This window comes from Micromonospora sp. KC721, assembly GCF_004348355.1.
Lineage (GTDB): Bacteria > Actinomycetota > Actinomycetes > Mycobacteriales > Micromonosporaceae > Micromonospora.
In genome coordinates this window covers 1-23,947 of sequence record NZ_SMJY01000046.1, presented here as the reverse complement: position 1 = coordinate 23,947, position 23,947 = coordinate 1, and the positions used below count along the sequence as shown (strand labels likewise).

23 protein-coding genes and 3 pseudogenes are annotated in these 23,947 nt (G+C 68.8%); 12 read left to right on the top strand and 14 right to left on the bottom strand.

All coding sequences use genetic code 11. From position 1 onward, the window contains the following. Positions 1-49: 49 nt before the first annotated feature. From E1182_RS11170 to E1182_RS11155, 4 genes and pseudogenes are all read right to left on the bottom strand, one after another. Positions 50-1,255 (bottom strand): annotated as a pseudogene (locus tag E1182_RS11170) (tyrosine-type recombinase/integrase); the annotation flags it as partial. Beyond that, positions 1,255-1,450 (bottom strand): annotated as a pseudogene (locus E1182_RS32980) (excisionase family DNA-binding protein). The pseudogenes E1182_RS11170 and E1182_RS32980, both read right to left, overlap by 1 nt. After that, positions 1,447-3,012 (bottom strand): replication initiator, encoded by a 1,566-nt coding sequence (locus E1182_RS11160; RefSeq protein ID WP_132263777.1) that lies wholly within the window; start codon positions 3,010-3,012, stop codon positions 1,447-1,449. The pseudogene E1182_RS32980 and the gene E1182_RS11160 overlap by 4 nt, the downstream one beginning before the upstream one ends. Before the next feature lie 542 nt (positions 3,013-3,554). Beyond that, the gene (locus E1182_RS11155) at positions 3,555-3,956 is read right to left on the bottom strand and encodes a barstar family protein (RefSeq protein ID WP_256370827.1); all 402 of its coding nucleotides are present in this window, start codon (positions 3,954-3,956) and stop codon (positions 3,555-3,557) included. A gap of 568 nt (positions 3,957-4,524) precedes the next feature. Between E1182_RS11155 and E1182_RS11150 the strand changes: the two genes are divergently transcribed. The 3 genes from E1182_RS11150 (at position 4,525) to E1182_RS11140 (ending at position 6,614) form a co-directional block, all read left to right on the top strand. Then, positions 4,525-5,145: a hypothetical protein gene (locus E1182_RS11150; RefSeq protein ID WP_132263772.1), complete on the top strand. Its 621-nt coding sequence runs from the start codon at positions 4,525-4,527 to the stop codon at positions 5,143-5,145. A gap of 450 nt (positions 5,146-5,595) precedes the next feature. Continuing rightward, positions 5,596-6,153: an excalibur calcium-binding domain-containing protein gene (locus tag E1182_RS11145; RefSeq protein WP_132263770.1), complete on the top strand. Its 558-nt coding sequence runs from the start codon at positions 5,596-5,598 to the stop codon at positions 6,151-6,153. A 230-nt stretch (positions 6,154-6,383) separates the two neighbouring features. Next, positions 6,384-6,614, top strand: coding sequence for a hypothetical protein (locus E1182_RS11140; protein WP_243706163.1), 231 nt, complete (start codon positions 6,384-6,386; stop codon positions 6,612-6,614). A 149-nt stretch (positions 6,615-6,763) separates the two neighbouring features. On the opposite strand, the gene E1182_RS11135 is transcribed toward E1182_RS11140, so the two are convergent. Continuing rightward, the gene (locus E1182_RS11135; RefSeq protein WP_132263765.1) at positions 6,764-7,843 is read right to left on the bottom strand and encodes a helix-turn-helix domain-containing protein; all 1,080 of its coding nucleotides are present in this window, start codon (positions 7,841-7,843) and stop codon (positions 6,764-6,766) included. Positions 7,844-7,954: 111 nt separating this feature from the next. On the opposite strand from E1182_RS11135, the gene E1182_RS31050 reads away from it, so the two are divergent. After that, a complete protein-coding gene (locus E1182_RS31050; RefSeq protein WP_165942580.1) occupies positions 7,955-8,116 on the top strand; it encodes a hypothetical protein in 162 nt (53 codons plus the stop codon). Next, positions 8,106-9,293, top strand: a complete 1,188-nt coding sequence (locus tag E1182_RS11130) for a helix-turn-helix domain-containing protein (RefSeq protein WP_243706162.1) — start codon at positions 8,106-8,108, stop codon at positions 9,291-9,293. Before E1182_RS31050 ends, E1182_RS11130 begins: the two co-directional genes overlap by 11 nt. Before the next feature lie 224 nt (positions 9,294-9,517). Here E1182_RS11130 and E1182_RS32155 read toward each other — a convergent pair whose 3' ends face one another. The 5 genes from E1182_RS32155 to E1182_RS11110 form a co-directional block, all read right to left on the bottom strand. Continuing rightward, positions 9,518-9,817, bottom strand: coding sequence for a tyrosine-type recombinase/integrase (locus tag E1182_RS32155; RefSeq protein WP_243706161.1), 300 nt, complete (start codon positions 9,815-9,817; stop codon positions 9,518-9,520). Then, positions 9,814-10,374 carry a hypothetical protein gene (locus E1182_RS32150; RefSeq protein ID WP_243706160.1) on the bottom strand — a complete coding sequence of 187 codons (561 nt, stop codon included), beginning with the start codon at positions 10,372-10,374 and terminating at the stop codon, positions 9,814-9,816. The genes E1182_RS32155 and E1182_RS32150 overlap by 4 nt, the downstream gene beginning before the upstream one ends. A gap of 178 nt (positions 10,375-10,552) precedes the next feature. Continuing rightward, a complete protein-coding gene (locus tag E1182_RS11120) occupies positions 10,553-11,446 on the bottom strand; it encodes a hypothetical protein (RefSeq protein WP_132263762.1) in 894 nt (297 codons plus the stop codon). Continuing rightward, positions 11,443-11,859, bottom strand: a complete 417-nt coding sequence (locus E1182_RS11115; protein WP_243706159.1) for a PadR family transcriptional regulator — start codon at positions 11,857-11,859, stop codon at positions 11,443-11,445. The genes E1182_RS11120 and E1182_RS11115 overlap by 4 nt, the downstream gene beginning before the upstream one ends. A 347-nt stretch (positions 11,860-12,206) precedes the next feature. Then, entirely contained in the window at positions 12,207-12,698 is a 492-nt protein-coding gene (locus tag E1182_RS11110; RefSeq protein WP_132263759.1) for an Lrp/AsnC family transcriptional regulator, read from the bottom strand. Positions 12,699-12,789: 91 nt separating this feature from the next. On the opposite strand from E1182_RS11110, the gene E1182_RS11105 reads away from it, so the two are divergent. The 4 genes and pseudogenes from E1182_RS11105 to E1182_RS32975 all read left to right on the top strand — a co-directional run. After that, complete coding sequence (locus tag E1182_RS11105) at positions 12,790-13,818, top strand: zinc-binding dehydrogenase (RefSeq protein ID WP_132263757.1); 1,029 nt, start codon at positions 12,790-12,792, stop codon at positions 13,816-13,818. A gap of 25 nt (positions 13,819-13,843) precedes the next feature. Further along, positions 13,844-14,827: a GNAT family N-acetyltransferase gene (locus tag E1182_RS32145; protein WP_243706158.1), complete on the top strand. Its 984-nt coding sequence runs from the start codon at positions 13,844-13,846 to the stop codon at positions 14,825-14,827. A gap of 180 nt (positions 14,828-15,007) precedes the next feature. Then, the gene (locus tag E1182_RS11095) at positions 15,008-15,424 is read left to right on the top strand and encodes a GNAT family N-acetyltransferase (RefSeq protein ID WP_132263754.1); all 417 of its coding nucleotides are present in this window, start codon (positions 15,008-15,010) and stop codon (positions 15,422-15,424) included. A gap of 78 nt (positions 15,425-15,502) precedes the next feature. Then, positions 15,503-15,769: pseudogene (locus E1182_RS32975) on the top strand (tyrosine-type recombinase/integrase); the annotation flags it as partial. A gap of 47 nt (positions 15,770-15,816) precedes the next feature. Here E1182_RS32975 and E1182_RS11085 read toward each other — a convergent pair. Further along, the gene (locus tag E1182_RS11085) at positions 15,817-16,695 is read right to left on the bottom strand and encodes an alpha/beta fold hydrolase (protein ID WP_132263752.1); all 879 of its coding nucleotides are present in this window, start codon (positions 16,693-16,695) and stop codon (positions 15,817-15,819) included. Positions 16,696-16,801: 106 nt separating this feature from the next. On the opposite strand from E1182_RS11085, the gene E1182_RS11080 reads away from it, so the two are divergent. Further along, positions 16,802-18,772, top strand: coding sequence for a BTAD domain-containing putative transcriptional regulator (locus E1182_RS11080; RefSeq protein WP_132263749.1), 1,971 nt, complete (start codon positions 16,802-16,804; stop codon positions 18,770-18,772). 407 nt (positions 18,773-19,179) lie between these two features. Here the strand turns inward: E1182_RS11080 and E1182_RS11070 are convergent, their stop codons facing one another. Next, a complete protein-coding gene (locus E1182_RS11070) occupies positions 19,180-19,887 on the bottom strand; it encodes a TetR/AcrR family transcriptional regulator (RefSeq protein WP_132263745.1) in 708 nt (235 codons plus the stop codon). Positions 19,888-20,014: 127 nt separating this feature from the next. Here E1182_RS11070 and E1182_RS11065 point away from each other — a divergent pair, with 127 nt between their 5' ends. Continuing rightward, on the top strand, positions 20,015-21,007 hold the full coding sequence (locus E1182_RS11065; RefSeq protein ID WP_132263743.1) for an NAD(P)-dependent alcohol dehydrogenase: 993 nt from the start codon (positions 20,015-20,017) through the stop codon (positions 21,005-21,007). A 78-nt stretch (positions 21,008-21,085) separates the two neighbouring features. Here the strand turns inward: E1182_RS11065 and E1182_RS11060 are convergent, their stop codons facing one another. Further along, positions 21,086-22,357 (bottom strand): serine hydrolase, encoded by a 1,272-nt coding sequence (locus tag E1182_RS11060; RefSeq protein WP_132263741.1) that lies wholly within the window; start codon positions 22,355-22,357, stop codon positions 21,086-21,088. A 188-nt stretch (positions 22,358-22,545) separates the two neighbouring features. Here E1182_RS11060 and E1182_RS11055 point away from each other — a divergent pair, with 188 nt between their 5' ends. After that, positions 22,546-22,932 (top strand): nitroreductase/quinone reductase family protein, encoded by a 387-nt coding sequence (locus E1182_RS11055; protein ID WP_132263739.1) that lies wholly within the window; start codon positions 22,546-22,548, stop codon positions 22,930-22,932. 93 nt (positions 22,933-23,025) lie between these two features. Here E1182_RS11055 and E1182_RS11050 read toward each other — a convergent pair. Beyond that, positions 23,026-23,947 (bottom strand): DUF4352 domain-containing protein (locus E1182_RS11050; protein WP_132263737.1); only part of this gene is annotated, 922 nt, incomplete at its 5' end.

The window sequence follows — 23,947 nt, the reverse complement described above, 5'->3', positions numbered from 1 at the left end:
CCTTTTTCGATCTTGTACAGCAGTGGAGTACAGCAGCGGTGTCGAACTGCTCGCCGAGGCGCTTGAGGGCGGATTGGGTGGCCGCCGAGGTGGCCTCGCTGTAGATGTTCATGGTCACGGCGATCTGGCTGTGCCGGAGGATCTGCATGGTCACCCGGGGATGGACGTCGAGGGCCACCAACAGGGACGCGCAGGTGCGTCGGGTGGTGTGCACGGAGATCTCGCGGACGCCGGCCTTGCGGCAGCGGGTCTTGAACTCCCGGTGGAAGTTCCTCGGCTCGACCGGGGTGCCGAGGCGGGTGGTGAAGACCAGGCCGGTGTGCTGCCAGGCCCGCCCGGCATGGTCGCGGTGCCGCTGCTGATCTTCGCGGCGGGAGCGGAGGGCGGTCGCGCAGATGGCCGGTAGGGGCAGCGTCGCCTCCGACGACTCGGTCTTGGTCTCCCGGTGCAGGAGCTGCCGGCGGATCCGCTGGAGCTGGTAGGCAACCGCCAGTTCTCCGGCGGCCAGGTCGACGTCCTCCCAGCGTAGGCCCAGCACCTCACCCCGGCGGAGCCCGAGGACCAGGATCAGCACGTACGCGGCGTAGAGCGGGTCACCCTCGGCGCGGGCCGACTCCAGGAACTGGCGTACCTCGTCGACGGACCAGGGTCGGGTCTTGCGCGGGCGCGGCTTGGCGACCCTGAGCAGGGCGGCCGGATTACGGGCCAGCAGCTCCTCGCGGACGGCGTTGTTGAGCGCGGCCCGCAGCGTCGTCCAGGCGTCGCGGGCGGTGCGTTCGGAGACAGTCCGTTGGCAGCAGCGGCCGACGGCGCAGCACTTCCGCTTGCCCTCCGGCCGGGCGGCGTCCTTGCCCTGTAGGCAGCACTGGCAGGCGGCCCGGAGCTTGTTCAGCCAGGTCTGCACCTCGCGCACGGTGAGCTTGTCAAGGCGGCGGGAGCCCAGCTCCGGGGCGATGTAGAGCCGGACGAACATGTCGTAGTTGGTTGCGGTGGCGGGAGCAAGGTTCGGTTCGACGACGTCGCGGAGCCACGATTCGAGGTAGCCGCCGAGGGTGGGGACCCGGGTGACCACCGGCCCGGCCTTGGCCTGCTGGTGCAGCTTGATCCACTTGTCGTGGACGGCTTCGCGGGTGGGGCCGTAGACGTACTTGCGGGTGCGTTTGCCGTCGGGCTTGGTGACCCAGACGTACGCGGCGTAGCCGTTGCGGTAGGGGAAGATGGAGCCTTCGCCGTTGGCGCGGGTGCGTCCGGGCATCAGGCGGCCTCCTGCCGTTCGACCTGCTCACGGATGTACTCGTCGACCCATTCGGGGAGGATGCGGCGGTACTTGCCGTCCTTGATGGAGCGCAGTTCGCCGGTGGCGATCTTCATCTTGACCTTGGGCAGGCCGAAGCCGAGCAGGACGGCGACCTCGGCGGGAGTACCAGCGCGGGGTGAGGTTCCTGGTCATGCCGCCACCCCCGACCACGCCTCGTGGGTGAGTTCTTCCCGGCCGACGCGTCGGCGTTCCCGGTGTTGGGCGGCGGCGGTGTTGGCGAGCAGGGCGTCACCGTTGGTCAGCCAGCCGGAGCCGACGAAGGCCAGGGTGCCGATGGTGATGGTGTCGGTGGTGTCGTCGTCTTCGGTGCGGCGGTAGGTGGCGCGGATGTCGCGGAGCTGGCCGAAGGTGATCGAGTAGCGGCGGGCCTTGGTGAGGAAGTGGCCGCCGTAGCCGAGCATGTGCGCCCAGCGGCGCAGCCCGACGTAGGGGTTCGGTCTGCTGTCAAGGCGGCCTTGACGCTGGCCCGTCGCGGCGGCGGAGTTGCTGGTTGGGGTGTGGGTGGGGCGGCCGAGTCGCCAGCAGGCGTCGATGAGGCGGGCGAGGTGGTTGCCTTCCGGGTCGGCGTAGGCGTCGATGGTGTCGGGGGTGAGTCGGGTGGAGCAGTGGCCGGTGACCTCGGTGGACTTGGTGGCGTACTTGGCCAGGTAGGCGGCCACCTTGGCGTCGGTCACGTCCCCATCGCTGGTGCCAACGCGACGAACGTCGACCTGAGTACCCCAGGCGATCCGCCAGCCGTGCGGCCGGTCAGAATGCGCGGGGGTGGTGACGGTGATCTGCCGGGCGGCAGCGTGGACGGCGGTGTCGAGGTCGTCGGCGGTGATGCCGGCCGGCGGCGGCACCAAAGCGTGCCGGTCGTCGGGGTCGACGCCGTCGAGGCGCAGCAGGACATGGAAGTGCACCGCGCCCCGGCGCTGCATCTCGGCGACCTTGCCGTGCGACACCCGCACCGGCGGCACCCGACGCACCTTGCCGGAGTCGGTGACGACCTGGACGTGGGCGATGCCGCGCTGGCGGCACAGCGCGGTGAGGTGGCGTTCGATGGCCTGCTTGGTCCGCCGCCACAGCTCGCCGGAGAAGGCGTTCCAGACGACCTGGTGATCGTGGTCGTAGCAGTCCAGGCACAGCGGCTGACCGAGCTGCGGATCGTCGCTGTCGTGGCGGGCGAAGCAGGCCGCGGGCTGCCCGTGCGGGCAGGTGCCGCCGGTGCCCCGGGCGCGGCAGGGTGCCGGCCGGCAGTCGCAGCGCCGCCGGTCGCCGCAGGTGTGTCGAGGGATGTCCCGGTGGTGCACCGCCCCGAACGATGGCGCAGTGAAGGTAGCGAAGACGACCGGATGCTGGGCGACGCTGGCCGGGACCGCTTTGCCGCCGGTCAGGCCACAGCGGACCACCTGGAAGGCGTCGCCCGCGTAGACCCAGGCACAGTCGGGGCACTGGGCGGCACGCCGGTTGCCGCACGCCTTGTACAGCGTCCGGTCGGGCAACTCGTCGGTGTGCCGCTCCCCAACCACGCGGCCGGTGCCGTTCTCGACGGCGGTGAGGGTACCGGTCAGGCGGATCGGACGGGCACAACCGGCGGCGGCGCGGGTGTGCTCCAGCCAGCCCAAGAAGTCCGGCGCGGCGGCACGGTGCAGGGCTTGAGCGTCACGGCCATCGGCGAGGCCGGGACGGTGCAGGGTGAGCAGGGCAGACACGAATCTCTCCTCGGGCGGTGGCAGGGACAGCGGACGAACTGCCACCGGACGCCGGAGCGGTATCCGTCGGTGGTGTTCGTGGTGTCTCCTGGCACCGCCCGAGAAGGCGGCTCACGCCGGAGGGCGGAGGCATGGCCGAGCCACTGACCGCCGATGGGATACGTCCTCCCGGTTCTGGACCTTGGTGTGATGCCGAGACGGGTGGGATGCCTGGTCGTCGGCTTCCGGCGGGTTGCCGCAGGCAATCCCCACCCGTCGAGGTGCGCGAATCCGAGGGCCACCGTGGACGGCGGGAAAGGCCGTGCTGGGCGCTCAGTGGATTCCGGACCGGCGCAGCGGCCGGTGCGATCGAAAGCCGGCGGGACGTGACCCGCATCAGCGGCAAGAAGGCCGCTCGGCAACTCCGAAGTCGGTCTCAGCGAGCCGGCGGGAAGGCCGCGCTGGCGTGCTCGACGAGGACCACGTTAGCACCGGGCACCGACACGTCAACCCGCGTGACCCCACCGGAGGCGATCCGACCGGCGGTCGCGCGCATCAATGGTTCATCGCATCTTATGGATTGCGTAGGCGATCTCCTGCCGCAACAGCGCCGCCTCCTCGTCGCGGTCGCACAGCAGCAGCACCTTGAATGGGCTGCCCTTGCCCTCCGGCTGGCCGAGCGGGCTCGCCCAGTGCCGAACGGCTTGATACAGGATTCGGAATAACGTGTGCTGATCCTCGGCACTGCTCGACAGCAACTGGAGCGCGTTCTCGAACACGATCAGATACCCGTCCGCCGGTAACCAGTTCAGATCACGGAGGCAGTCGGACAACGCGTCCCAGTTCCAGCCAAAGTAGGCAGGAAAGAGGAGCGCGTCGGAGAACTCGTAGAAGGCGTGGGCCGCATCCGTCATCCTCGTTCCATCAAGGCGGGCAACGACGAACCTGCCCGTTGGCGGCGCAATTGCTTTAGTTGTTGCCTATCGTCGGCAACGTGTCGCGGAGGCGGCAAACCGCATCGCTGAATTTTCGAATTCTCTTGCTAAGGCTGCAGATGAGCGCGCGGAGGCGACGAGGATTTTGGCTGAAGCGGCTGACGAGCGGGCAAAGGCGGCTGAGGCTCGATCGGATTTAGAGGTTGAGCGGAACGGGGTCAGGTTACTCAATGAAAGATTCGCCAAGGCTGCCGAACAACTGGGCTCTGACAAGGCAGCGGTCAGGTTGGCCGGAGTGTACTCTATGGCAGGCTTGGCTGATGACTGGATCCAAGGCAGGCAGACTTGCGTAGACGTACTTTGTGGGTATCTGAGAATGCCATACGGAGGCGTCGGTACTAACGACAATGGAACGGTTGACCAAGAGCGCCAAGTGCGGCGCACGGTCCTTCAGGTTGTCGCTTCGCGGCTTACGGAGCGGGCGGAAGTTCGCTGGGACGGGCTCACTTTCGACTTTACTGGGGCTGCTGTTGAGGATGGAGACTTGACGGGCCTTCGCCTCGACTCGGGTACGAGGCTCATATTCCGGCATGCCACGGTGACGGGCAGTACGTTCAAGCTAGCTGAAGCCTGCTTTAGGAACGGCCTTCTCGACTTTACGGATGCGAAGATCTCAGCAGTAGTCGTGCTAAGTTATGCACGCTTTTGTGGGGGTGAAGTTTCCTTCGAGAGAGCGCGGATGGCAAGCGTTCCTGGCCTAGCTGGAGCGCAGGTTGACTCGGGTGCGTTGGTGTTTAAGTCGGTTAAGTTTTCTCCGGCTTCGATCAATTTTGGGTACTACCTGACGGACCGAATGCTCCATATCAAGGGCGGACGGGTTTCGTTTAATAGTGCGGAGATTAAGACCCCTTACTGCATGTCCATAGTCGTGTGCATGTCAGGTGGCGAGCTAGATTTTTCTTTCGCTGATATCACGGCTAAGCGCTTTTCTATGCGCGAGTCGGACATCTCGGGTGGTCTAGTCAACTTTCAGTTCGCAAAACTTGAAGTCGATGGTATCGATCTTGCAGGGGTGGGCTTGTCGGGTGGCTTGATTGATATGTCGAAGGTTTGTAAATGGCCCGGCCCGCCCCTGACTGAGGGTGGCCGAATTGTTGACTCGGAATTCCTTGCTCTGCCTAGCCCCGAATGGAAATTCGAGGATGAGCCGCCTTTCTAGTTGCTGTATTTGAAGAAATGCGCCGAATAGGTCGGCGGAGGGCCACGGATGAGTCGACCTGGACGCTGGATCGCCAGCGTGAGTAGCGTCCGAGCAGGCGCTGCCGTCGGCGAGACAACGTGCCGGCAGTGCGGCACGACTGGAGGGGCCGCCGACAGCAACGGCGACAGCAACCGGCCGAGACGAGAACAGCCAGCGGTGGCCAGGCCCGGACAATTGCCCGAGTTCGCAGACGCGGACGGACCCCGCCGGACGACCCGCCCAGAACTTACAAGCGAGGGGTCGCACACGTAAGAAGTCGGCTTGCCGACAGGAGATCAACCCATCAGCGGGTATGGATCGGGACACCGCCTGTGAAGACTCCGCATCATGACCAGTGTTCCGCCCCAGGACCCGTGGGCTACTCAGCAGCCCAACCCGTCCATCACGGTGCCTGTACCGAACGATCCGATGACCCCTGCGAAGAAACTGGGAGCCGGAGGTATCGCCGCCATCGTCGTTGGCGGGGTTTTGCTGGCTTGCTGCGGCTTTGCGGGTCTAGGTGCTCTCGTCGGAGACGAGGAGCCTGAGGCCAACGCATCACCAAGCCTGTCACCCTCGTCAACCGCCGTAGTGCCGACCGCCGACCCCTTGGCGGCCGTCAGCGCTTCTCCCAGCATCGTGGCTGAGCCGTCCAGGACGATCGCAGCGCCGAAGCCGAAGCCGACCACAGCGGCACCGCAGCCGAAGGAGCCCTACTACCGCAACTGCGACGCCGTGCGTGCTGCCGGGAAGGACCCGTTGTACGAGGGAGACCCCGGATTCCGACCTGCTCTGGATCGGGACGGCGACGGCGAAGCCTGCGAGCCGGACGGCGGCAACGGCGACACCGGGCCCGCGCCAGACGGCGATGTCTACTACGCGAACTGCTCGGCAGTGCGAGCCGCCGGCGCGGCTCCCATCCGCAAAGGCGACCCAGGTTACTCACGCAAGTTAGACCGAGACGGCGACGGGATCGCATGCGAATGACACCCGACGCGAAGGCCCCCGACCGGAGGGGCAGCTACTGCTTCACTGGGCCGTCCCCGGGCCGTCTGGGCCGCCGCCAGGCCGTCAAATGCCGACCAAGGCTGACCAACGGCGACCAGTAGCGGCCAACGAAACAGCAGGTCAGCCGCCGTATGAAGGCGGCTGACCTGGTGGGCGACGGACGAGTCGACCTGTACGCCGGATGCTGCTCAGGTCGTAGGGTGCCGGACATGCATGAGGAAGAGGAAGTCGTTCTTCGTCTTGACCGACCGACAGCCACGGCGATCGCCGACCTGATCTACAACGTCGGCGAGCACCAGGCCGCCGGCATGCCTATCGCTGAGTTGTCGACAGACGAAAGCGAACGGCTCGGACGGGTGCTCCGTGACCTCTGGCGGGCTTTGGGCGTCCCGCTTCCGTACGGTGGTGTTAGCGGGAAGGAAGTTCATCGCCGGATCTGAGGTCCCCGCACTGGGTCGCTGACAGCAGCGAGGACAGCAACCTGCCGGACCATGCGCAGATGCCGGCAGTGGGATACAGACGGTCGCCCGAGGTCGCGGACTTCCACGGACCGCGCCGGACGGAGCGCCCAGAACTTACAAGCGAGGGGTCAGTTTCGGTGGCGGGCGGCTCTTTCGACTTCGCGCAGGACGAGTCCGAGGGTTTGTGACCGTCTGTCTGCTGGTAGGGCTGCCCAGGCTCGTCGGGCGTATGCCAGTCCTCCGGCTCGGTCGCCGGCTTTGGTCATCATGAGTGCGCGGTGTAGTTCGATGTGGGTGGCGAAGCGGGTCAGCGTCGCGGGGCGGAGGCGGTCGGCGTCGGTTTGGGCCTGCTCACCGGGGCGGACGATGCCGAGTCGGGCGTAGAGCATGGAGCGGAAGGTGGCCATGCGCCAGGCGGGTACGGCGGCGTCGGAGATCTCGCCGTCGGGTGAGGCGGTCCGGTCGAAGACGCGTTGGGCGTCCTCGTCGGAGGTGAGCGCTGCGGCGGTGTCGCCTCGTGCGGCGGCGACGTGCGCACGGGCCATCAGCGCCTGGAGGCGGCCGAGTGAGGGGCGGTCGGACAGGGCGATCGCCTCGTCGGCGTAGCGCTGCGCGACGGGGAGGGCGGCACCTTCGTAGGCCAGAGCAATGGCGGCTCGACCGCGTACCCAGACACGCACGGCCAGGTCGTCGGAGCGGTCGGCGGCGATGCGTGCGGTGTCGTACCAGCCGATCGCCTCGGTCGGTTCCTTGGTCGTCTTGCCGTAGGTGGTCAGGGCGCGGGCGGCGCTGGCCCACATGGTCGGGCTGTCGAGCTGTTGCTGCATGATCACGAGGTCGCTGGCGAGTCTGGTTTGCAGGGAGTCCGCGCCGATTTCCATGTAGTCGCGGCCGTACTGGTCGACGCGATCACGCCAGCGGTCGGCGCTGTCGCGGTGGCCGGCCAGTGCAGCGGTGAAGCCGTTGCGGATGAGTTCGTTGGCGGCGATCGGGCCGATGGTGGCGGCGGCGAGGAGGTCTCTGCGTCTCACGTCCGCGTCTCCCAACGCTCGCGCGTAGGCGAGCACGATGTCCGGCGTCGCGGTCCGGCGTCCCGCTTCGACGTTGCTCAGGTGCGAGGCCGAGTAGCAGGTACGCGCCGCGATGGAGGCCAGCGTGACGCCGGCCTCGACACGAGCGTGCCTCAGTTGCGCACCGAGGTCATCCATCAGATCCCCTGTGAAAGGTCCTGAAAGCATCGAGGTGCTTCCTAACGTAGTCGCGCGGTCACCAGAGTAGATCCCACACGAGGCAGGAGCGGAAGCACTGCGGAGGTAGGCATGAGCGACGACGCTCCAGGCGACAGCGCCGGTGAGCAGGTGCAGGCGGCGGAACGAGAGGCGGCCAAGCGGCGGATACTCGCGCAGGCCGAGGCGGAGCGGATACCGGTGGAGGAGACGACCCGCGCGATGCCGGATCGGCGGTGGCGTCGTGAGCGATGATCGTCTGCCGATCGGGCGGCGTGTGGCGTACCTGCGAGTGCGGCGAAATTTGTCCCAGCAGTCCTTCGCCGACCGGCTTGGCAAGTCGAAGAGCTGGGTGGACAAGGTCGAACGCGGTGTCCGGCGGTTGGAGCGGGTGTCAACCATCCGGGACATCGCCGCCGTCCTACGGGTCGACACCGGGACGCTGCTCGGGCGGGATGCCCGGCCCATCGACACGGTTGGGCATAGCGAGGGCATCGCGCGGATCCGGGCGGCGTTGTCGACGTACGAGATGGCGCTCGGCCGGCCGGGGGCAGGCCCGCCAGTACCGCCTGATCGGCTGGCCGTGGCGATCGGGCATGCCTGGAACACCTTCCAGCACGCGCGATACCCGCAGTTGATCGAGCTGCTGCCGAAGCTGCTGGCCGATGTCCAGCGCGCTCACGCACAGTCGCCCGAGGCGGGTCGGGCGGCGGTGGTGGAGGCGTACCGGGTGACGGCAGCACTGCTGGTGAAGCTGGGCGAGACGAGCCTTGCGTGGCTGGCCGCCGACCGGGCGATGTCCGCCGCGGCCGGCGATCGAGTGCTGGTGGCCGCTGCGGCGGTGCAGCTCGGTCAGGTGTTGAGGGCATCAGCAGGCGCGCGGTCGGTAATGCTGGCTGCCGCGTACCGGATCGCCCCGTACGACCTCGACGCCGGCACGCCGCAGGAACTGTCGCTGTGCGGGTCGCTGCTGGTGCAGGCCGCGTTGATGGCGGCGCGTTCCGGCGACGACCGCGCGGCGGGCGAACTGCTGGACGAGGCAACCGAAGTAGCCAACCGAATAGGCGACGGACACGATCACCATCGGACCGCATTCGGCCCGACGGCCGTCGAGCTGGCCCGGGTCGCCGCCGCCACCGCGCTCGGCGACGGGCGGAGCGCGGTCTCCTGGCACGAGAAGGCAACCGGCCGGGACGGGTGGCGGCGGCTGCCGGTCGAACACCGAGCCGCGCACCTGATCGACACGGCCCGCGCCTACCTCCAGACCAACGAACCCACCAACGCAGCCCGGCTCCTGGTCCAGGCCGACACCATCGCACCGGCCGAGGTACGCCACCGACCAGCGGCCCGGGCGGTGGTCGCAGAGGCCGCCCGTGACCCCGACGCCCCAACGACGATCACCCAACTCGCCACCAACCTCGGCATCGTCTGAGCATCCGATGAAGTACAGCAGCGAAATACAGCAACCGTGCCGGCCGGATCCGGCCGACACAAGCGGCAGCCGGCCGGATGACCTCGGACGACACCCGATCCGGCCGGCTCGCCGCCAGTTCGCATCGAGGGGGTCAGGGGTTCAAATCCCCTCAGCTCCACCCATATACTCAATGACCAGCGGAAACGCTGGTCATTGATCGTTTGGCACAGATCCGGTACAACTCAGCCCAGAAGCGCCAGCCCAGAGCCGTTACCCGCAGCCTCCCGAAGCGCCGTGCTGACGATGTTGCGGCGGCGGTTCTTCTTCGGCCACCAGTGCACGTACGTCTCCAGCGTGATTCGCAGACTGGAGTGCCGTAGGGCGTTCTGCACGTCGGTCGGGTCGGCACCCGAGGTGTTCAGGCGAGTCGCGAAGTAGTGCCGCAGGGAGTGAAACGTGCCCTCGTCGGGCCAGCCCGCCGCTTTGCGCCAACCACGCCACAGCGAGCACCAGCGCCACATGGTCATCAAGGTCCACGTCACCGACTGAGCCAGCCTTCGGAGGAGCGAGGTAGAAGCCGCCGTACTGGCTCTTGTGAAAGCGGAGCTGTTGAACCACGTGCAGTTCCTGATGGGGCCGGTCGACGCACCGCACCTCGTCCTCCAGGCCGAACCTCACCCAGGCGCAGCCCTTCACCGGCGCCGCACCAGAGGGCCGCCTGGTACCGGTCGGGAACGGCGTCGACCAGGGCGAGCATGTCCTCATCGGTCGGAACCCACTTCGGTGCCCGGGAGAACCCGCGCAGGATCGCGGACAGCCGTACCGCCTTACACCGGTTATCAGAGATGACCTTGTCCGCAACAGCGGCGTTCATGACAGCGTTGAACAGGTCAAAGTAGGTCTTCACCGAGGACTGCGCCACGTTGTTGCGCAGCAGGAGCGCGACCCACTCCAGTACATCGGTGACCGTGATCGCCCGCACCTGCCGCTTACCCGAGGTGCGGATAGAGATGGTGCCGAAGACGGGACTCCGTGTGGCGCTGGTAGTCGAGAGCTTGCCCGATCTGACGCGAGAGCCGCCACCGCTCGCCGTACTCACGGAAGGTCATCTGTCGTTCCGCCTGGTCGACCTTAGTCTCTTCCCAGTGGCCACCCGATACCCCTTGGGAGGGCTCGAGTCTTCCGTGCAGAGTGATCGGGTGGCCGTTCTCTGCCAGTTCCTCGACAGAGCGACTGATTCCTCGCTCAGATGTTTGACCCGATGCTCACGCGCTGCCTCATGCGCGGGTGCGCTGGCGCTGCAGGGTCGCGACGACCGCGGCGAGCGCCAGGGCGACGGCTACCGCCAGGGACGGCAGGGCATCCGGGCGGTGCAGCAGTTCGCTCGTCGATCCGATGCGGAGCTGGTACAGGCTGCCCAGCAGCAGGGTGGGGATGGCAGCGAGCAGCAGCCGCTGGTCAGCGCTGGCCACCCAGAGAAACACGGCCAGGCCGAGAACTGTCAAGACGATGGCGGGGAGTTGGTCGCTCAGGTAGTAGTTGCGCAGGCCCTCCGCGGGGATCAGGTGCAGGCCGAGCACGAACATGGCGGCCAGGACGGCGTTGCCCCGATTGACCGGCGGCACGTCGGCGGGGCGGCGCAGACCGATCAGGATCAGCGGGAGGGCCACGATCGGTGCCCACCACTGCGGCATTCCGTTGAGGTACAGGTACTGCGAGGCGGCGGTCGGCACGACCACGGCTGCCATGGTGAGTATGGCGGCGGCGCGTAGCCTCCCGGCCGCGAGCGCCACCAGGGCCAGCAGCATCATGACCTCGAAGATTCCCTGGTCCCGCAGGACGGAGAGCGGGTCGAGGAAACCGCCGAACTGGAAGGCCTCGACGAGGTCGTCCAGCCCGATCAGGGCGCCGAGGGCCAGCACCGACAGCGCCCCCAGATGCATACCCTGCCAGCACAGCACCGCGGTAGGTCGAGCCGACGTGCTGCCCCCGTACACCCGCAACGCCCCGCGGAGCAGGGCAACGGTCTGTCGCACGGTGGGCCAGCGGCGAGTGTCCGGTTCGTCGCCGAGCAGGGTGTCGATCAGCTCGTCACCCCGGTCGCGACGGTACTCGGCGGGATAGGCCCGCAGCAGCGTACGGTAGCGCTTCTCCAGGACATCGGTGCTCATGCTGGCATGATCCTTACGTTGGAGGGGTGGCCCGGGCTGCCTGGTAGCAGACCCAGGCGTGGCAGACGGTCCGTGACGACGCGTGCGGCTCGGGCAAGCCGGTCGGCCTCCTCGGCGAGGACGCTCCGCCCTTCGTCGGTTAGCCGGTAGTAACGGCGGGCCCGCCCGTTGACGATCTCTTCTCCGGCCGCAGCGACGAGGCCTTCGCCGAGCAGACGGTCGAGCACCGAATACAGCGAGCCGGCGGCGAGCTTCACTCGCCCGTCGGACAGTTCGGCCACGCGCTTGATCACGGCATAGCCGTGCAGCTTGCCACCCAGCAGGGCGGCAAGAACGAAGTACGAGGGCTCCCGCAGCGCGGGTCGCGAATCGGGTCGCATGGCCGCCGAATATACACCTTCGATGAGTATCATGTCAGCATGGCTATCGAGCTCGATGCCAGTATCCGGATCTGCGAGCGGGCGTCACAGTACGTGACCGAGGAGGGCGGAGACCCAGCGCCGGTCGTGCCGACGAGCGCGCACCTGATCTTGACTTGACGGACGCTTCTCTGGCCTCGCCGACTGGTATCCGTCGATGTATCGAGCGCCAGATGGTCGTCGGCGCTTGTTCCGCGACGAGGGCGACCCGACGCCGGCCGGGCCGTCCGCCGGTTCAGGCGGCAATTCGTTCCCGGCGCCGGCCGCCGTTGAGACAAGCCTTGATCCGCTCGACCTTGGACTGCACGAGGCATCCTTCCGCCCGGTCGCCGATCGCGGCGTCAACCGCCGTCTCTCGATACCCATCCGGCGATGTCCACGTCACGTGGGTGCACGGGTTCGGAGAGTACGACGCCGGTGGTGGTGTCGCCTAGTTCCGTGAGGCGCTCGATGACCTCTTCCAGGTGCTCCGCGTCCCGCACGGCGATGCTCAGCTCGTAGCAGTTGTGCCCGGTGACATGGACGCACGAGAGCACGTGCCCGATGGCGAGCAACTGCTCACGCAGGGCCTTGGCACCGCGGATGGAACGGTGCCGGGGACGCAGGGACACCTGGGCGCGCAGGCCCAGCCCGAGCCGGGCGAGGTCGAGGTGGACACCGTAGCCGCGGATGACACCGGAGTCCTCCAGGCGCCGTATCCGCTCGGCGACCGCCGGGCGGCTCAGCGACACACGGCGGCCCAGCTCGGCGACGCTGATCCGGCCGTCCCGGGAGAGTTCCCGGATGATCGCGAGATCCGCGGGGTCCCAGGACGACGATCTGTCGGCTGTCATGGGCGATCGTTTCCTTATCGACGGTGGATGACTCTCTATCCCGTCGAAATGCAATGGGCGACGGATCTGCTGCAGCTTACTGTGATCCACCATGAAGGCGACGGTGCTGCAGGGACCCGGCCGGGTGGACGTCATGGACGTTCCCGACCCGGTGATCGAGCACGGCGATGACGCCGTGGTGAGGGTGTCCCTGGCCGCCGTGTGCGGCTCCGATCTGTGGCCCTACCGGGGCCAGGAGTCGTTCACACCCGGCGATCGCATGGGACACGAGTGGATCGGAGTCGTCGAGCAGGTCGGCGCGGCCGTCGCCCGGGTCCGGCCGGGCGACCTCGTAATGGCCCCGTTCGCCTTCGCGGACGGAACCTGCCCCGCATGCCGCGACGGCTGGTTCACCTCTTGCCCGGCCGGCGGCTTCTGGGGTGGCGGCAACGGCGGAGGCCAGGCCGAGGCGGTCCGCGTGCCGTTCGCCGACGCGACGCTCGTCCCGGTGCGTGCGGATGCCGATGCGGAGCTGTTGCGCCGGCTGCTGCCTCTGACCGACGTAATGGCGACCGGCACCCACGCCATCGCGCTGGCCGGAGTCCGGCCGGGTGCGACCGCCGTCGTCGTGGGCGACGGCGCCGTCGGGCTCTGCGCGGCGCTCGCCGCACGCCGGGCCGGAGCGGCACGGATCATTCTCGTCGGCCGTCACCCCGGCCGGAGCGCTCTCGCCACACGCATGGGGGCGACTGACGTTTTCTCCGCGGACGACCTCGCGACCGTCGGCCTCATCAGGGAGGCGACCGAGGGTGGCGTGCCGGGCGTCGCCGAATGCGCAGGAACCCAGTCCGCCCTCGACCTCGCGATCGACCTTGTCCGGCCCGGCGGCACGATCGGCTCCGTCGGCGTGCCCAACGGCGTGGACCGCGTCGACCTCTACCGGCTGTTCCGCCACAACATCACCCTGCGGGCCGGGGTCGCCCCGGCCCGCCGTTACCTGGAGCCCCTGCTCGCCGACGTCCTCGCCGGGCAACTGGACCCGTCACCCGTCTTCTCTGCCGAGATCCCCCTCGACGCCGTCGCCACCGCCTACCGAGCCATGGACACCCGCCTGGCAGTCAAGATCGCGATCCGGCCCTGACCACCAGTACGACCCGAGGAGTCGCATGATCCACGAAGCGTTCCGGCCCGAATACCCGATCCTGACGCCACGGCTGGCGCTGCGGCCGCACCGCGCCGACGACCTCGACGACCTGCTCGAATTCCACGGCGATTCCGAGGTCGTGCGGTTCCTTCCCTGGCCCCTGCGCGACCGGGAGTCGACGAACGCTGCGCTCACCCTGAAGCTGGGCCAGGGGACCCTCACCGAACCGGGTCAGTGGCTGGTCCTCGCCGTGGAGTCGCGCGAGACGAAGACCGTGATCGGCGAGGTCCTGCTGAAGTGGGCCAGCGCCGAGCACAAGCAGGGTGAGCTCGGCTTCGTCCTCGCACGCGCCCATCAGGGCAGGGGATACGCCGCTGAAGCCGCCGCCGAGATGCTGCGCCTGGGCTTCGAGGACCTGGGCCTGCACCGCATCACCGCGGTGTGCGTCGAGGACAACAAGTCCTCGGCCCGGCTCCTGCGACGCCTCGGCTTCGCCCAGGAAGGGCGGCTGACCGACAACGTCTGGTTCAAGGGCGGCTGGGCCACCCAGCTCCTCTTCGCGCTGACCGAGGAGGACTGGCGAACGCCGGCAACGACCAGCAGCGACCAGGAGGAGATCCACGCCCTCATCCGCTGCTACTTCGACGCCTTTACCTCCGGCTCCAGAGTCGACGAACAGATGGCGGCACTTCGAGACGCGATGCTGCCCGGAGCCGTCATCGTCCGGACGTGCGGCACGGAACCCGAGGTGTACGACGTCGACGCGTTCATCCAGCCGCGGCGAGCCATGCTCACCGACGGCACGCTCACCGACTTCCACGAACAGGCCCGGCTGGGCCGGCTGGACGTGTTCGGCGACATCGCGCAGTGGTTCGGGAGGTACGTCAAGCAGGGCCGCAGGAACGGTGTCCCGTACGCAGGCGGCGGGATGAAGTCGATGCAGTTCGTGCGGACCGACGCCGGCTGGCGCATCAGCGCGGCAGCATGGGACGACGACTGCCCATGAGCCGATCCTCGCGACCGATCAGCCGGCCTCGGGTGCGTTTTCGTGAAGATCCGCGCCAGGATGCATCCGGATCTGCCGCCGAGCGGGCGTCGCAGTACGTGACCGAGGAGGGCAGAGACCCAGCGCCGGTCCTGCCGATGTGCGACACGGGTCGCAGGCGACCTGTGTCATCGTCCTTCCATGGCGATCAGCTTGCGCGTGGCAGACAATCGGGATGTGTCGTTCCTCGTCCAGGCGGATCTTCACGTCGACCGGATGGAACTCCACAGGGTCATCGAGGTCGGTCGAGTCACCGTTGCCGTGGAAGACACGTCCATCCAGGGATGGCTCAGGTGGGGCCTCTTCTGGGACGAAATCCCCTTCATGAACATGTTGTTCGTTCTCGAGCAGCACCGCGGCAAAGGCCTCGGCACGCGGCTGATCCAGCACTGGGAGAACCAGCAGCGGGCAGCGGGCCATGGCTCGGTGATGACATCAACCCTGGCGAGCGAAGAAGCCCAGCATCTATACCGCCGCCTGGGTTACGTCGACCGCGGATGCCTCCTGCTACCGGGCGAACCACTGGAGATCCTTCTCGCCAAATCTTTTGGAGAGTGACGCATTCATTTGCCGCCGAGCGGGCGTCACAGTACGTGACCGAGGAGGGCAGAGACCCAGCGCCGGTCGCATTTGCGGATGGCCGCCAGTGTGTCGTACGCGACCGGCTTGCGGATCGTCGAAGCCTGCGGGTCGACCATCGCCGACCTGGGCGAGGGGCACGGCCACCGGGTCCTACGCGTCCGCGGCAAAGGCGGCAAGGTCGTCCTCGTCCCGCTGCCACCTGCAGTGGCCCGAGCCATCGACCGGGCCGTCGACGAGCACACCGCCGGGCCGATCCTGCGCAACATCCATGGTGGGCGGATGGACCGGCACGCCGCGACCCGCCGACTCAAACACCTCGCCCACACGGCGGGGATCCGGATGCTGAGGATGCACCCGCACATGATTCGCTACCGCGCAAGCAGGGAGCGCAGCACCTTGATGATCTCACCAGGTGCTTCCTCGGCCATGAAGTGCCCGGCCGACGTGGTGCGGTGCTCCAGGTCGGCGGCCCAGGTGCGCCACAGCGCGGCGGCGTCGAAGCCGAGTGCGGCTCCCCAGTCCTGCTGGACGACGGTGACCGGCATGGGTAGCCGGTTCCCGGCGGTCCGGTCGGCCTGGTCGTGTTCGATGTCGATACCGGCCGAGGCACGGTAGTCGGCGACGATGGAGGGGACCGCCTCGCGCGAGGCTTTCAGGTATTCCGCTCGCAGTTCCGCGGGAATGGCCTGCGGGTTCTGGCCCCATACGTCGAGGAAGTAACCGAAGAAGGCGTCCGCGCTGGCGCTGATCATTTGCTCGGGCAGGCCGGGTGGCTGGGCCATCAGGTAGAGGTGGAAGGCAACTGCGGCGGTAGAACCATGCAGGATGTCCCACATGTCCAGGGTCGGCAGGACGTCGAGGGTGGCGAGGTGGGTGATCGTAGCGGGATGGTCGAGGCCGGCGCGGATGGCGACGAGGGCACCGCGGTCGTGTCCGGCCAGAGCGAAGCGCTCGTGGCCGAGCTTGCTGGCGAGGGAGACGATGTCGGCGGCCATGGTCCGCTTGGAGTACGTGTCCTCGTCACGCGCGTCGGGCTTGTCGCTGGCGCCGTAGCCGCGCAGGTCGGGACAGATCACCTTGTGGTCGGCGGCCAGGTCGACGGCGACGTGCCGCCACATGACGTGGGTCTGTGGAAAGCCGTGCAACAGCACGATCGGGCTGCCCGTGCCTCCCACCGCCACGTTCAGTGCCACGTCATCGTCGACCGCGACACGCTGGTAGTCGAACCCGGGAATGGTAAAAGTCATGATCGTCCGTTTCTCGTCGGGTGCACGATTCCAGCGTGCCGGTCGCGGATGAGCAACCGATGAGCGCGATACGTTGAGCCGAAGCGAGGAAGGACGGGTTCGATCAGTGCAGGTCAGGTTCGGTGTTCTCGGGTCGGTCGTGGCCTCTGACGGCGTCGGCGCGCCGATAGACCTGAAAGGGCCGAAACACCGGGCGGTGCTGGCGCGACTGATCGTCGCGCGTGGCCGGGTCGTACCGGTCAGCCGCCTTGTCGATGATCTGTGGCAGGAGCCCTCACCGGGCGCGGTGGGCGCCGTGCGCACGTTCGTGGCGGCGTTGCGGCGCGCCCTGGAGCCGCAGCGCCCACCGCGTGAGCCGGCTCGGTTGCTGATCACCGAGGGCCCGGGTTACGCGCTTCGGTCGGCGCCGGACGCGGTCGACGCCTGGCGGTTCGAGCAGGCGGTCGCCGCCGCGTCCACGGCGCCCCCGCACGAGGCACTCGATCACCTCGATCGTGCCCTGAGCTGGTGGCGAGGGCCCGCGTTCGCCGGCTTCGACGACGAGCCGTGGGCGCGCGCCGCGCGTTCCCGCCTCGAACAGCTACGGCTGAACGCGATTGAGCAACGGGCCGAGGCGCGACTGACCGTCGGCCGCGCCGCCGACGTCGTAGCGGATCTCGACGCGCACGTGGCCGAGCATCCGTGGCGGGAGGAGGCGTGGCGGCTGCTGGCGCTTGCCCTGTACCGCGCGGGACGCCAGGGTGACGCGCTTGCGGTACTGCGCCGAGCCCGCAGCCTGCTCCTGGAACAACTCGGCGTCGATCCGAGCCCGCCACTGCGTCGCCTGGAGACCGACATCCTCCGCCAGGCCGATCGGGTCAGCGACGGTGCCGGTACGCCGGGACCGGAACGGGTCTGGGCGGAGACCGCAGCGGCATACGACCGTACCGTGGCGTCCGGTTCCAGGGACCGACTGGAGTCCACGGTCGGCCTGCTGCGGAATCTCGCCGTGACGGGGGCGAGCGGACTCGAGGCGGCGCGGGAGCAGCGGATCGCGGCCATCGCCGCGAGCGAGCAGTTGGGTGATCCTGAGCTCACCGCCCGGGTGATCGGCGGCTACGACGTACCCGCAATCTGGACGCGCTCTGATGATCCGGCGCAGGCGGCGCAAATCGTCGCGGCGGCCGAGCGGGCCCTGGCCGCCTTTCGCCCCGGCTCGTCCGCGGCCACCCGAGCCCGACTGCTTGCCACGATCGCGGTGGAGTCACGCGGTACGCGCACGGAACGCGGGCCCGAGGCGGCCCAGGAGGCGGAGCGGATCGCGCGCCGCCTGGGCGATCCGGCCCTGCTGGCTTTCGCTCTGAACGGCGTGTTCATGCAGACCTTTCACCGCGCGGGCTTGGCTCCCGAGCGGGATGAGATTGGTGCAGAGCTGGTCGCGCTCTCTGCCCGGCACGGCCTGGTGACGTTCGAGATCCTCGGTCATCTCGTCCGACTACAGGCCCGCAGTGCGCTCGCGGACTTCGCCTCCGGCGACCAGCACGCTGCCGCAGCGGACCGGCTCGCCGAGCGGCACGACCGCCCGCTGGTCGGCGTGTTCACCCAGTGGTACCGCGCACTGCGGCTGGCCGCGTCCGGGCCGTCGCGACAGGCCGCGGAAGCCGCCTACCGCGACGCGGCGGCACAGCTCGCCAGCGCCGGCATGCCCGGCGTTGAGCGGGGCCTCCTACCGCTGGCGTTGCTGTGCCTGAGCGTGTGGCACGGCGACCCGGTCCGCTTCGACGATGACACCGACTGGGGCCCTTACACGCCCTGGGTACGCCCGCTCGTCCTGCTGACCCGGGACCGCCCGGCCGATGCCGCCGCAGCGCTGCGTCAGACCCCGGATCCGCCGCGCGACCTGCTGTTCGAGGCCCTGTGGTGCCTCACCGCCCACGCTGCAATCGCCCTGGACGACCGGACGGCGATGAAACGCGCCCGGACCGAACTCACGCCGGCCGCCAAAGAGCTGGCCGGGGCGGGCAGCGGCATGCTCACCATCGGCCCCATCTCACATCACCTCGACCACCTCGACGCGGCCCTCATCCGCACCCGATGACCCGGAGACGTGGGTCGTGAGATCCAGGTCGTCTCCATTCGCCAGGCCACCGCGAGCACGACCCTCCCTCATCGCGTTCGGCCTGCCGCCGACCGAGAACCTGCCCTGATCACATGTCCGGATCTGCCGCGATCCGGTATGAGCGCGACCAGCCTCGGCAGTGACGGGGTGTAGTCGGCGATTGGGTCCGCAGTGTGACATGGAGGCTTGCGCGATCCCGCTAGCCGCTGGTCACCGGACAAGGCATTGGGCTGGGCGAAGATTGACCAGCCGCACGAAGATTTCCCGCTTGTCCACCGCCATGCCCCGGCTGTCTAGCACGTATCTGGTCAGCCAAGCCCAGCCTTGGTAGGTGGGCTTTGGGCACAAGGCCGGAAAGCTACGGACCAACGCGAGTGGGCGGGCGCTCAACCGGCATGGTGGCCCCGAGCGCGGGGCGCAGACGTCCAATGCTGCTCGTGGAGGCGCTCGAAGCCGTCGAGAAGGAGATCGAGCGCGAACTCGAACTCGAACTGGTCGTCACAGCCCGACCCGACGACCGACGCGTCCTCGTGGGCCGCCGCCATGGCGATCTCCGCGAGGTGGGGGTAGGTCGGTGCCATCGCGCGCGCCACGACGGCCGGGTCGGCCGGCGCGGCCTGGGGGGTGAAGAGCTCCTGCGTGAAGCCCAGGATCCGGCTGCCCATGGCGTGCATGACGTGGTGGGTGAGGTCGACGGAGAAACCGCCGGTCCGGAACGCGCCGATCATCGCGTCCAGGTACGCGAGCACTGCCGGTGTCGGGACCTGGCGCGTCTCGATCGCCCGCGACGCCCACGGGTGCCGCAGCATGGTCCGCCGCGCCGCGAGGATCCGCTGCCGGATCGCGGCCTTCCAGTCGGTGCCGTCCTCCGGTGGGTCGATCTCGCCGACGACGACGTCGATCATGCCGTCGAGCAGCTCGTCCTTGTTCGTCACATGCTTGTACAGCGCCATCGGCACGACGCCGAGCTCCTGGGCGAGCTTGCGCATGCTGAGCGACTCGATCCCGATGTCGTCGGCCAGAGTGACGGCTGTGCGGAGCACCCGGTCCCGGTTCAGGGGGACGCGGCGCAGCGTTTCCGCCTGCTCGGCCATCGAGCCCGCCTTTCCCTCGTGTGACGGGTCGACGATATCGCCCTTGACAGGTGTACAGCGTACGCCTATGGTCGAGGCAATGCTGGTGTACGCCGTACACCTTTGCGTTCGTCGGAAGGGGCAGACGATGAGGGCGATCGTGCAGGACCGGTACGGCGCAGCGGACACGTTGGAGTTCAAGGAGGTGGACCGCCCCGCCGCCACCGGCGACCGGATGCTCGTACGGGTGCGTGCCGCCGCCGTCAACGCGTACGACTGGCATGTGATGCGGGGCGACCCCCGCCTGGCACGGCTGAGCGTCGGTTTCATGCGGCCGAGAGCCCGGATCCGCGGCCGGGACTTCGCGGGTCGGGTGGAGGCGGTCGGGCCGGCGGTGACCCGCTTCCGTCCCGGTGACGAGGTCTACGGCGACCTCGGCCCGGTCGACGGGGCGCTCGCCGAGTACGTCAGCGTCGCCGAGGACCTGGTGGCGCCGAAGCCGGCCGGCCTGACGCCGGAGCAGGCGGCCGCACTACCTCTCGCCGGGGTCACCGCACTCATGGGTGTGCGTGACCTGGGCCAGGCCGGGCCAGGGCGGCGGATCCTGATCAACGGCGCCTCAGGCGGTGTGGGGACCTTCGCCGTGCAGCTGGCCAAGGCGTTCGGCGCGGAGGTGACCGGCGTGTGCAGCACCAGGAACGTCGAGCTGGTCCGTTCCCTCGGCGCCGACCACGTCGTCGACTACACGCGCGAGGACTTCACCGGCGACGGTCGCCGCTACGACGTCCTGATCGACCTCGTGGGTAATCGGTCGCTGGCCGACTACCGGCGCGCACTCACCCCCACCGGGACGCTGATCCTCTCCGGCGGCGGCGTCTACCAGGGCGGCAGCCTCCTCGGGCCGATGCGGCTGATCCTGCGGGGCAAGCTGCTGTCCCGATTCGTCCGGCAGCGACTGCTGGTCCTGACCGCGGCACCGAGTCGGGAAGCGTTGGCGGTACTCGGCCAACTGGCCGAAGCCGGCACCCTGACGCCGGTGATCGACCGCACCTATCCGCTGCCCGCGGCGGCCGACGCGCTCCGGTACCTCGAAGGTGGGCACGCACCCGCGAAGGTCGTCATCACGGTCTGGGAACCCTGACCACCGCCCGAGGCGGCAGCACGCCACACCGGCGCGGCCCTCGACGCCGCACCGTGCGTCGTGCTCGTCGCCGTCGTCCTAGAAGTAGGCCGGGAAGAGATTGTGGCTGGGCCAGCTGGTCACCCGACGCGACGCGGCCCAGAGGTCCGGGTCGATCGTGGAGTAGCTCAACCCCGAGGCGTCGTCGCGCTGGTTGAACAGCGCGGCGAAGGACAGTCCGTTGGAGCCTCGGACGAGCAGGGTGGAGGTCCCGGGCAGACTGCCGGTGTGCCAGGTGTTACGCCCGGTGCCGCCGCTGACCGGCCGTACCTGCCAGCCGAGGCCGTAGTACCAGCCGCTCGGGTTCACCCCGACCTCCGGCTGGGCGAAGATCCGGCTCAGCGAGCTGTTGGTGAACACCGGCCCGGCGGCGTCGAAGGCCGACGACCAGCGGGCCAGGTCGACCGCGGAGGCAGCCCACCGGCCGTTCCCCTCCTGCAACCGCATGCTGAACGTGCCGTACGGCGCGGGCACGGTGTCCCCGGTCTCGTTGAGCACGGTGCTGCCCGTGTACTGGGACCGGTACGGCACCTCACCGGTGAGCGGGGCGATGCTCCAGGCCACCTTCATCCGGGTGATGCCGAGCGGTGCGAAGAGGCGCTGCTGGACGTACGAGGCGTACGGCAGCCCGCTCACCTTCTCGATGACCTGCCGGGCCAACCCGTACCCGTAGTTGCTGTAGGCGACGCGCGAGCCGGGGGCAAAGTCGAGCGGACGGCCGGACATGTAGCGGACCACGTCGTCGAGGTGCAGCTCCATCGATACGCCGAGGGCCCGGGAGATGGTCCGGTCCATGAACATCGGGTCGCCGGAGAGGCCGCGGTCCCAGCCGCCGGTGTGTTGCAGCAGGCGTGACATGGTCACCTGGGACATGCGCGGGTCCATCTGCTGCCCGGCCGGCGGAACCAGGTCGACCAGCGAGGTGACCGGCGCGTTCATGCTGAGCTTGCCGTCCTGGGCCAACGCCACCACCGCGGCGGCGGTCACCGACTTGGAGATGCTGGCCAGCCGGAACAGCGAGGTCGGCTGGACGGTGAGCCCAGGGTCGTCGCTGTAGGTGTAGCCGCGGGCCATCACCAGCCGGCCCTGGTAGGTGACGGCCAGTTGGCCGGCAGAGATGTCGCGGGCCTGCATGAAGTTGCGCATGGCGTCGTCGAAGGGTTGAAGCGAGGCCGCGGACCTGCCGGTGACCCGCCAGGTCGGTGCCGCCACGCTCGGTGCTCCGATCAGGACACCGCCGCTCAGCGCTCCCAACCCGGCGGCGCCGGCCAACCTGCCGAACGTCCGCCGGCTCGTCCTGATCCGCTGCATGGTGATCCTCCGTCGGTTCCCCGTGGTCCGGCCGGCGTCGACCGGCCGGCTCGATCAGCCTGCCGCATCCCGTACCGGAACGGTCGGCGGGGGTACGGCCGGAGCCGTCCACCCACGACAGTGCCGGGGCAGGCCGGCGACCTGGTCGGAAGGAGCGTGTGCACGGTCCGGTGTGGTCCCATGCTCCGATGGATCCGACTGTCCAGAACCGACTGCAACGGGAACGGAACGTCTGGCTGTGCACGGCGCGCCGGGACGGCTCGCCGCACGTGACGCCGGTCTGGTTCGTCCATCACGATCGGACGTGGTGGATCGGCTGCGACGGCCGTAGCGTGAAGGTACGTAACGTGCTGGCCGATCCGCGGGTGTCCCTGGCCCTGCAGGACGGGACGGCTCCGGTGGTGGCCGAAGGGCTCGCCCGGGTGCATCGAGGTGACTTCCCGGAGGCGGTCGTCTGGGCGTTCGCGGCCAAATACCAGGGCTGGGACGTCACGGCGACAACCCGGCCGGACGACACAAGGGTACTGCTGGAGATTCCCGTAGGGCGATGGCTGCTCGCCGGCTCGGCCCAGTGACCTCCCCCGGTCCTTGCCCGCGCCGCCAACCGGCAACGGAACGGGCCGGTCCCCGCCCGGGAGGACCGGCCCGTACTCACCGGGACGCGGCGGTCACGGCTTCCAGGAGCCGGCCGTCTCGAACTCGTGCTCGTACTCCAGGACGCCGGTCTTGTCCTTGACGTCGAACACCACCACCCCGGCACGCTTGCTGCCGCTGGGCAGGCCGTTGCCGGCGCCGAGCAGGTCGCCGCCGCAGCCGGAGAGCGCCGCGGAGATGCCGTTGCTGCTGGTGCCGTCCTCGGCCACCCACTTGAAGAAGAACGGGTTGACCGACCCCTTGCCCTCGGTCACCGTGGCGGTGACGTGCGCGACCAGGTACATGCCCTTCTCGGGCGGCAGGCCGTACGAGCGGCAGGCCTTGGTGGAGGTGCTGAACCTGCGGACGGTGATCTCGATGGTGCCGTCGTCGTCCTCGATGACCAGCGTGTCGCCGGGCTTCATGTTGAAGGTCTCGCCGTCGTCCGGCGCGCCGGTGGAGGGCTTTGCGCCGGGCAGTTCCGGCAGCGTGGTCGTCTTCGGGGTGGGCAGGGACCGCTCGATCTCCCTGGCCTTCTTCTCCGCCTCGTTGCCGACGGTGACGAGGGCCGCCACCCCACCGCCGCAGCAGAGCAGGAGCAGCACCGCCACCACCACGCCGACGACGATCCACACCGTCTTCTTCGAGCCGGACCGCACCGGCGGACCGAGCGGCTGACCGGGTGCCGGCGGGTACGGCCCGGACGGCGGCGGCGGGTAGCCGCCACCGGAAGCCGGCGGGTACGGCGTGCCGGACACCGGCGGGTAGGGGACGCCCGACACCGGCGGCGGGTAGCCGCCACCGGAGACCGGCGGGTACGGGGTGCCCGACACCGGCGGCATCGAGGCGTTCGGGTCGTAGGCCGCCGGGTACGGCGTGCCCGAGACCGGCGGCTGCCCGACACCCGACATCGGCGGGTACGGCGTGCCCGAGACCGGCGGCTGCGGGGTGGTGGGG

Coding starts and splice junctions, on each gene's coding strand:
- E1182_RS11145 (WP_132263770.1), top strand. CDS start 5,596: ATGACCCCTGCGAAGAAACTGGGAGCCGGAGGTATCGCCGCCATCGTC.
- E1182_RS11140 (WP_243706163.1), top strand. CDS start 6,384: ATGCATGAGGAAGAGGAAGTCGTTCTTCGTCTTGACCGACCGACAGCC.
- E1182_RS11135 (WP_132263765.1), bottom strand. CDS start 7,843: ATGGATGACCTCGGTGCGCAACTGAGGCACGCTCGTGTCGAGGCCGGC.
- E1182_RS31050 (WP_165942580.1), top strand. CDS start 7,955: ATGAGCGACGACGCTCCAGGCGACAGCGCCGGTGAGCAGGTGCAGGCG.
- E1182_RS11120 (WP_132263762.1), bottom strand. CDS start 11,446: ATGAGCACCGATGTCCTGGAGAAGCGCTACCGTACGCTGCTGCGGGCC.
- E1182_RS11115 (WP_243706159.1), bottom strand. CDS start 11,859: ATGATACTCATCGAAGGTGTATATTCGGCGGCCATGCGACCCGATTCG.
- E1182_RS11110 (WP_132263759.1), bottom strand. CDS start 12,698: ATGACAGCCGACAGATCGTCGTCCTGGGACCCCGCGGATCTCGCGATC.
- E1182_RS11105 (WP_132263757.1), top strand. CDS start 12,790: ATGAAGGCGACGGTGCTGCAGGGACCCGGCCGGGTGGACGTCATGGAC.
- E1182_RS32145 (WP_243706158.1), top strand. CDS start 13,844: ATGATCCACGAAGCGTTCCGGCCCGAATACCCGATCCTGACGCCACGG.
- E1182_RS11095 (WP_132263754.1), top strand. CDS start 15,008: ATGGCGATCAGCTTGCGCGTGGCAGACAATCGGGATGTGTCGTTCCTC.
- E1182_RS11085 (WP_132263752.1), bottom strand. CDS start 16,695: ATGACTTTTACCATTCCCGGGTTCGACTACCAGCGTGTCGCGGTCGAC.
- E1182_RS11070 (WP_132263745.1), bottom strand. CDS start 19,887: ATGGCCGAGCAGGCGGAAACGCTGCGCCGCGTCCCCCTGAACCGGGAC.
- E1182_RS11065 (WP_132263743.1), top strand. CDS start 20,015: ATGAGGGCGATCGTGCAGGACCGGTACGGCGCAGCGGACACGTTGGAG.
- E1182_RS11060 (WP_132263741.1), bottom strand. CDS start 22,357: ATGCAGCGGATCAGGACGAGCCGGCGGACGTTCGGCAGGTTGGCCGGC.
- E1182_RS11055 (WP_132263739.1), top strand. CDS start 22,546: ATGGATCCGACTGTCCAGAACCGACTGCAACGGGAACGGAACGTCTGG.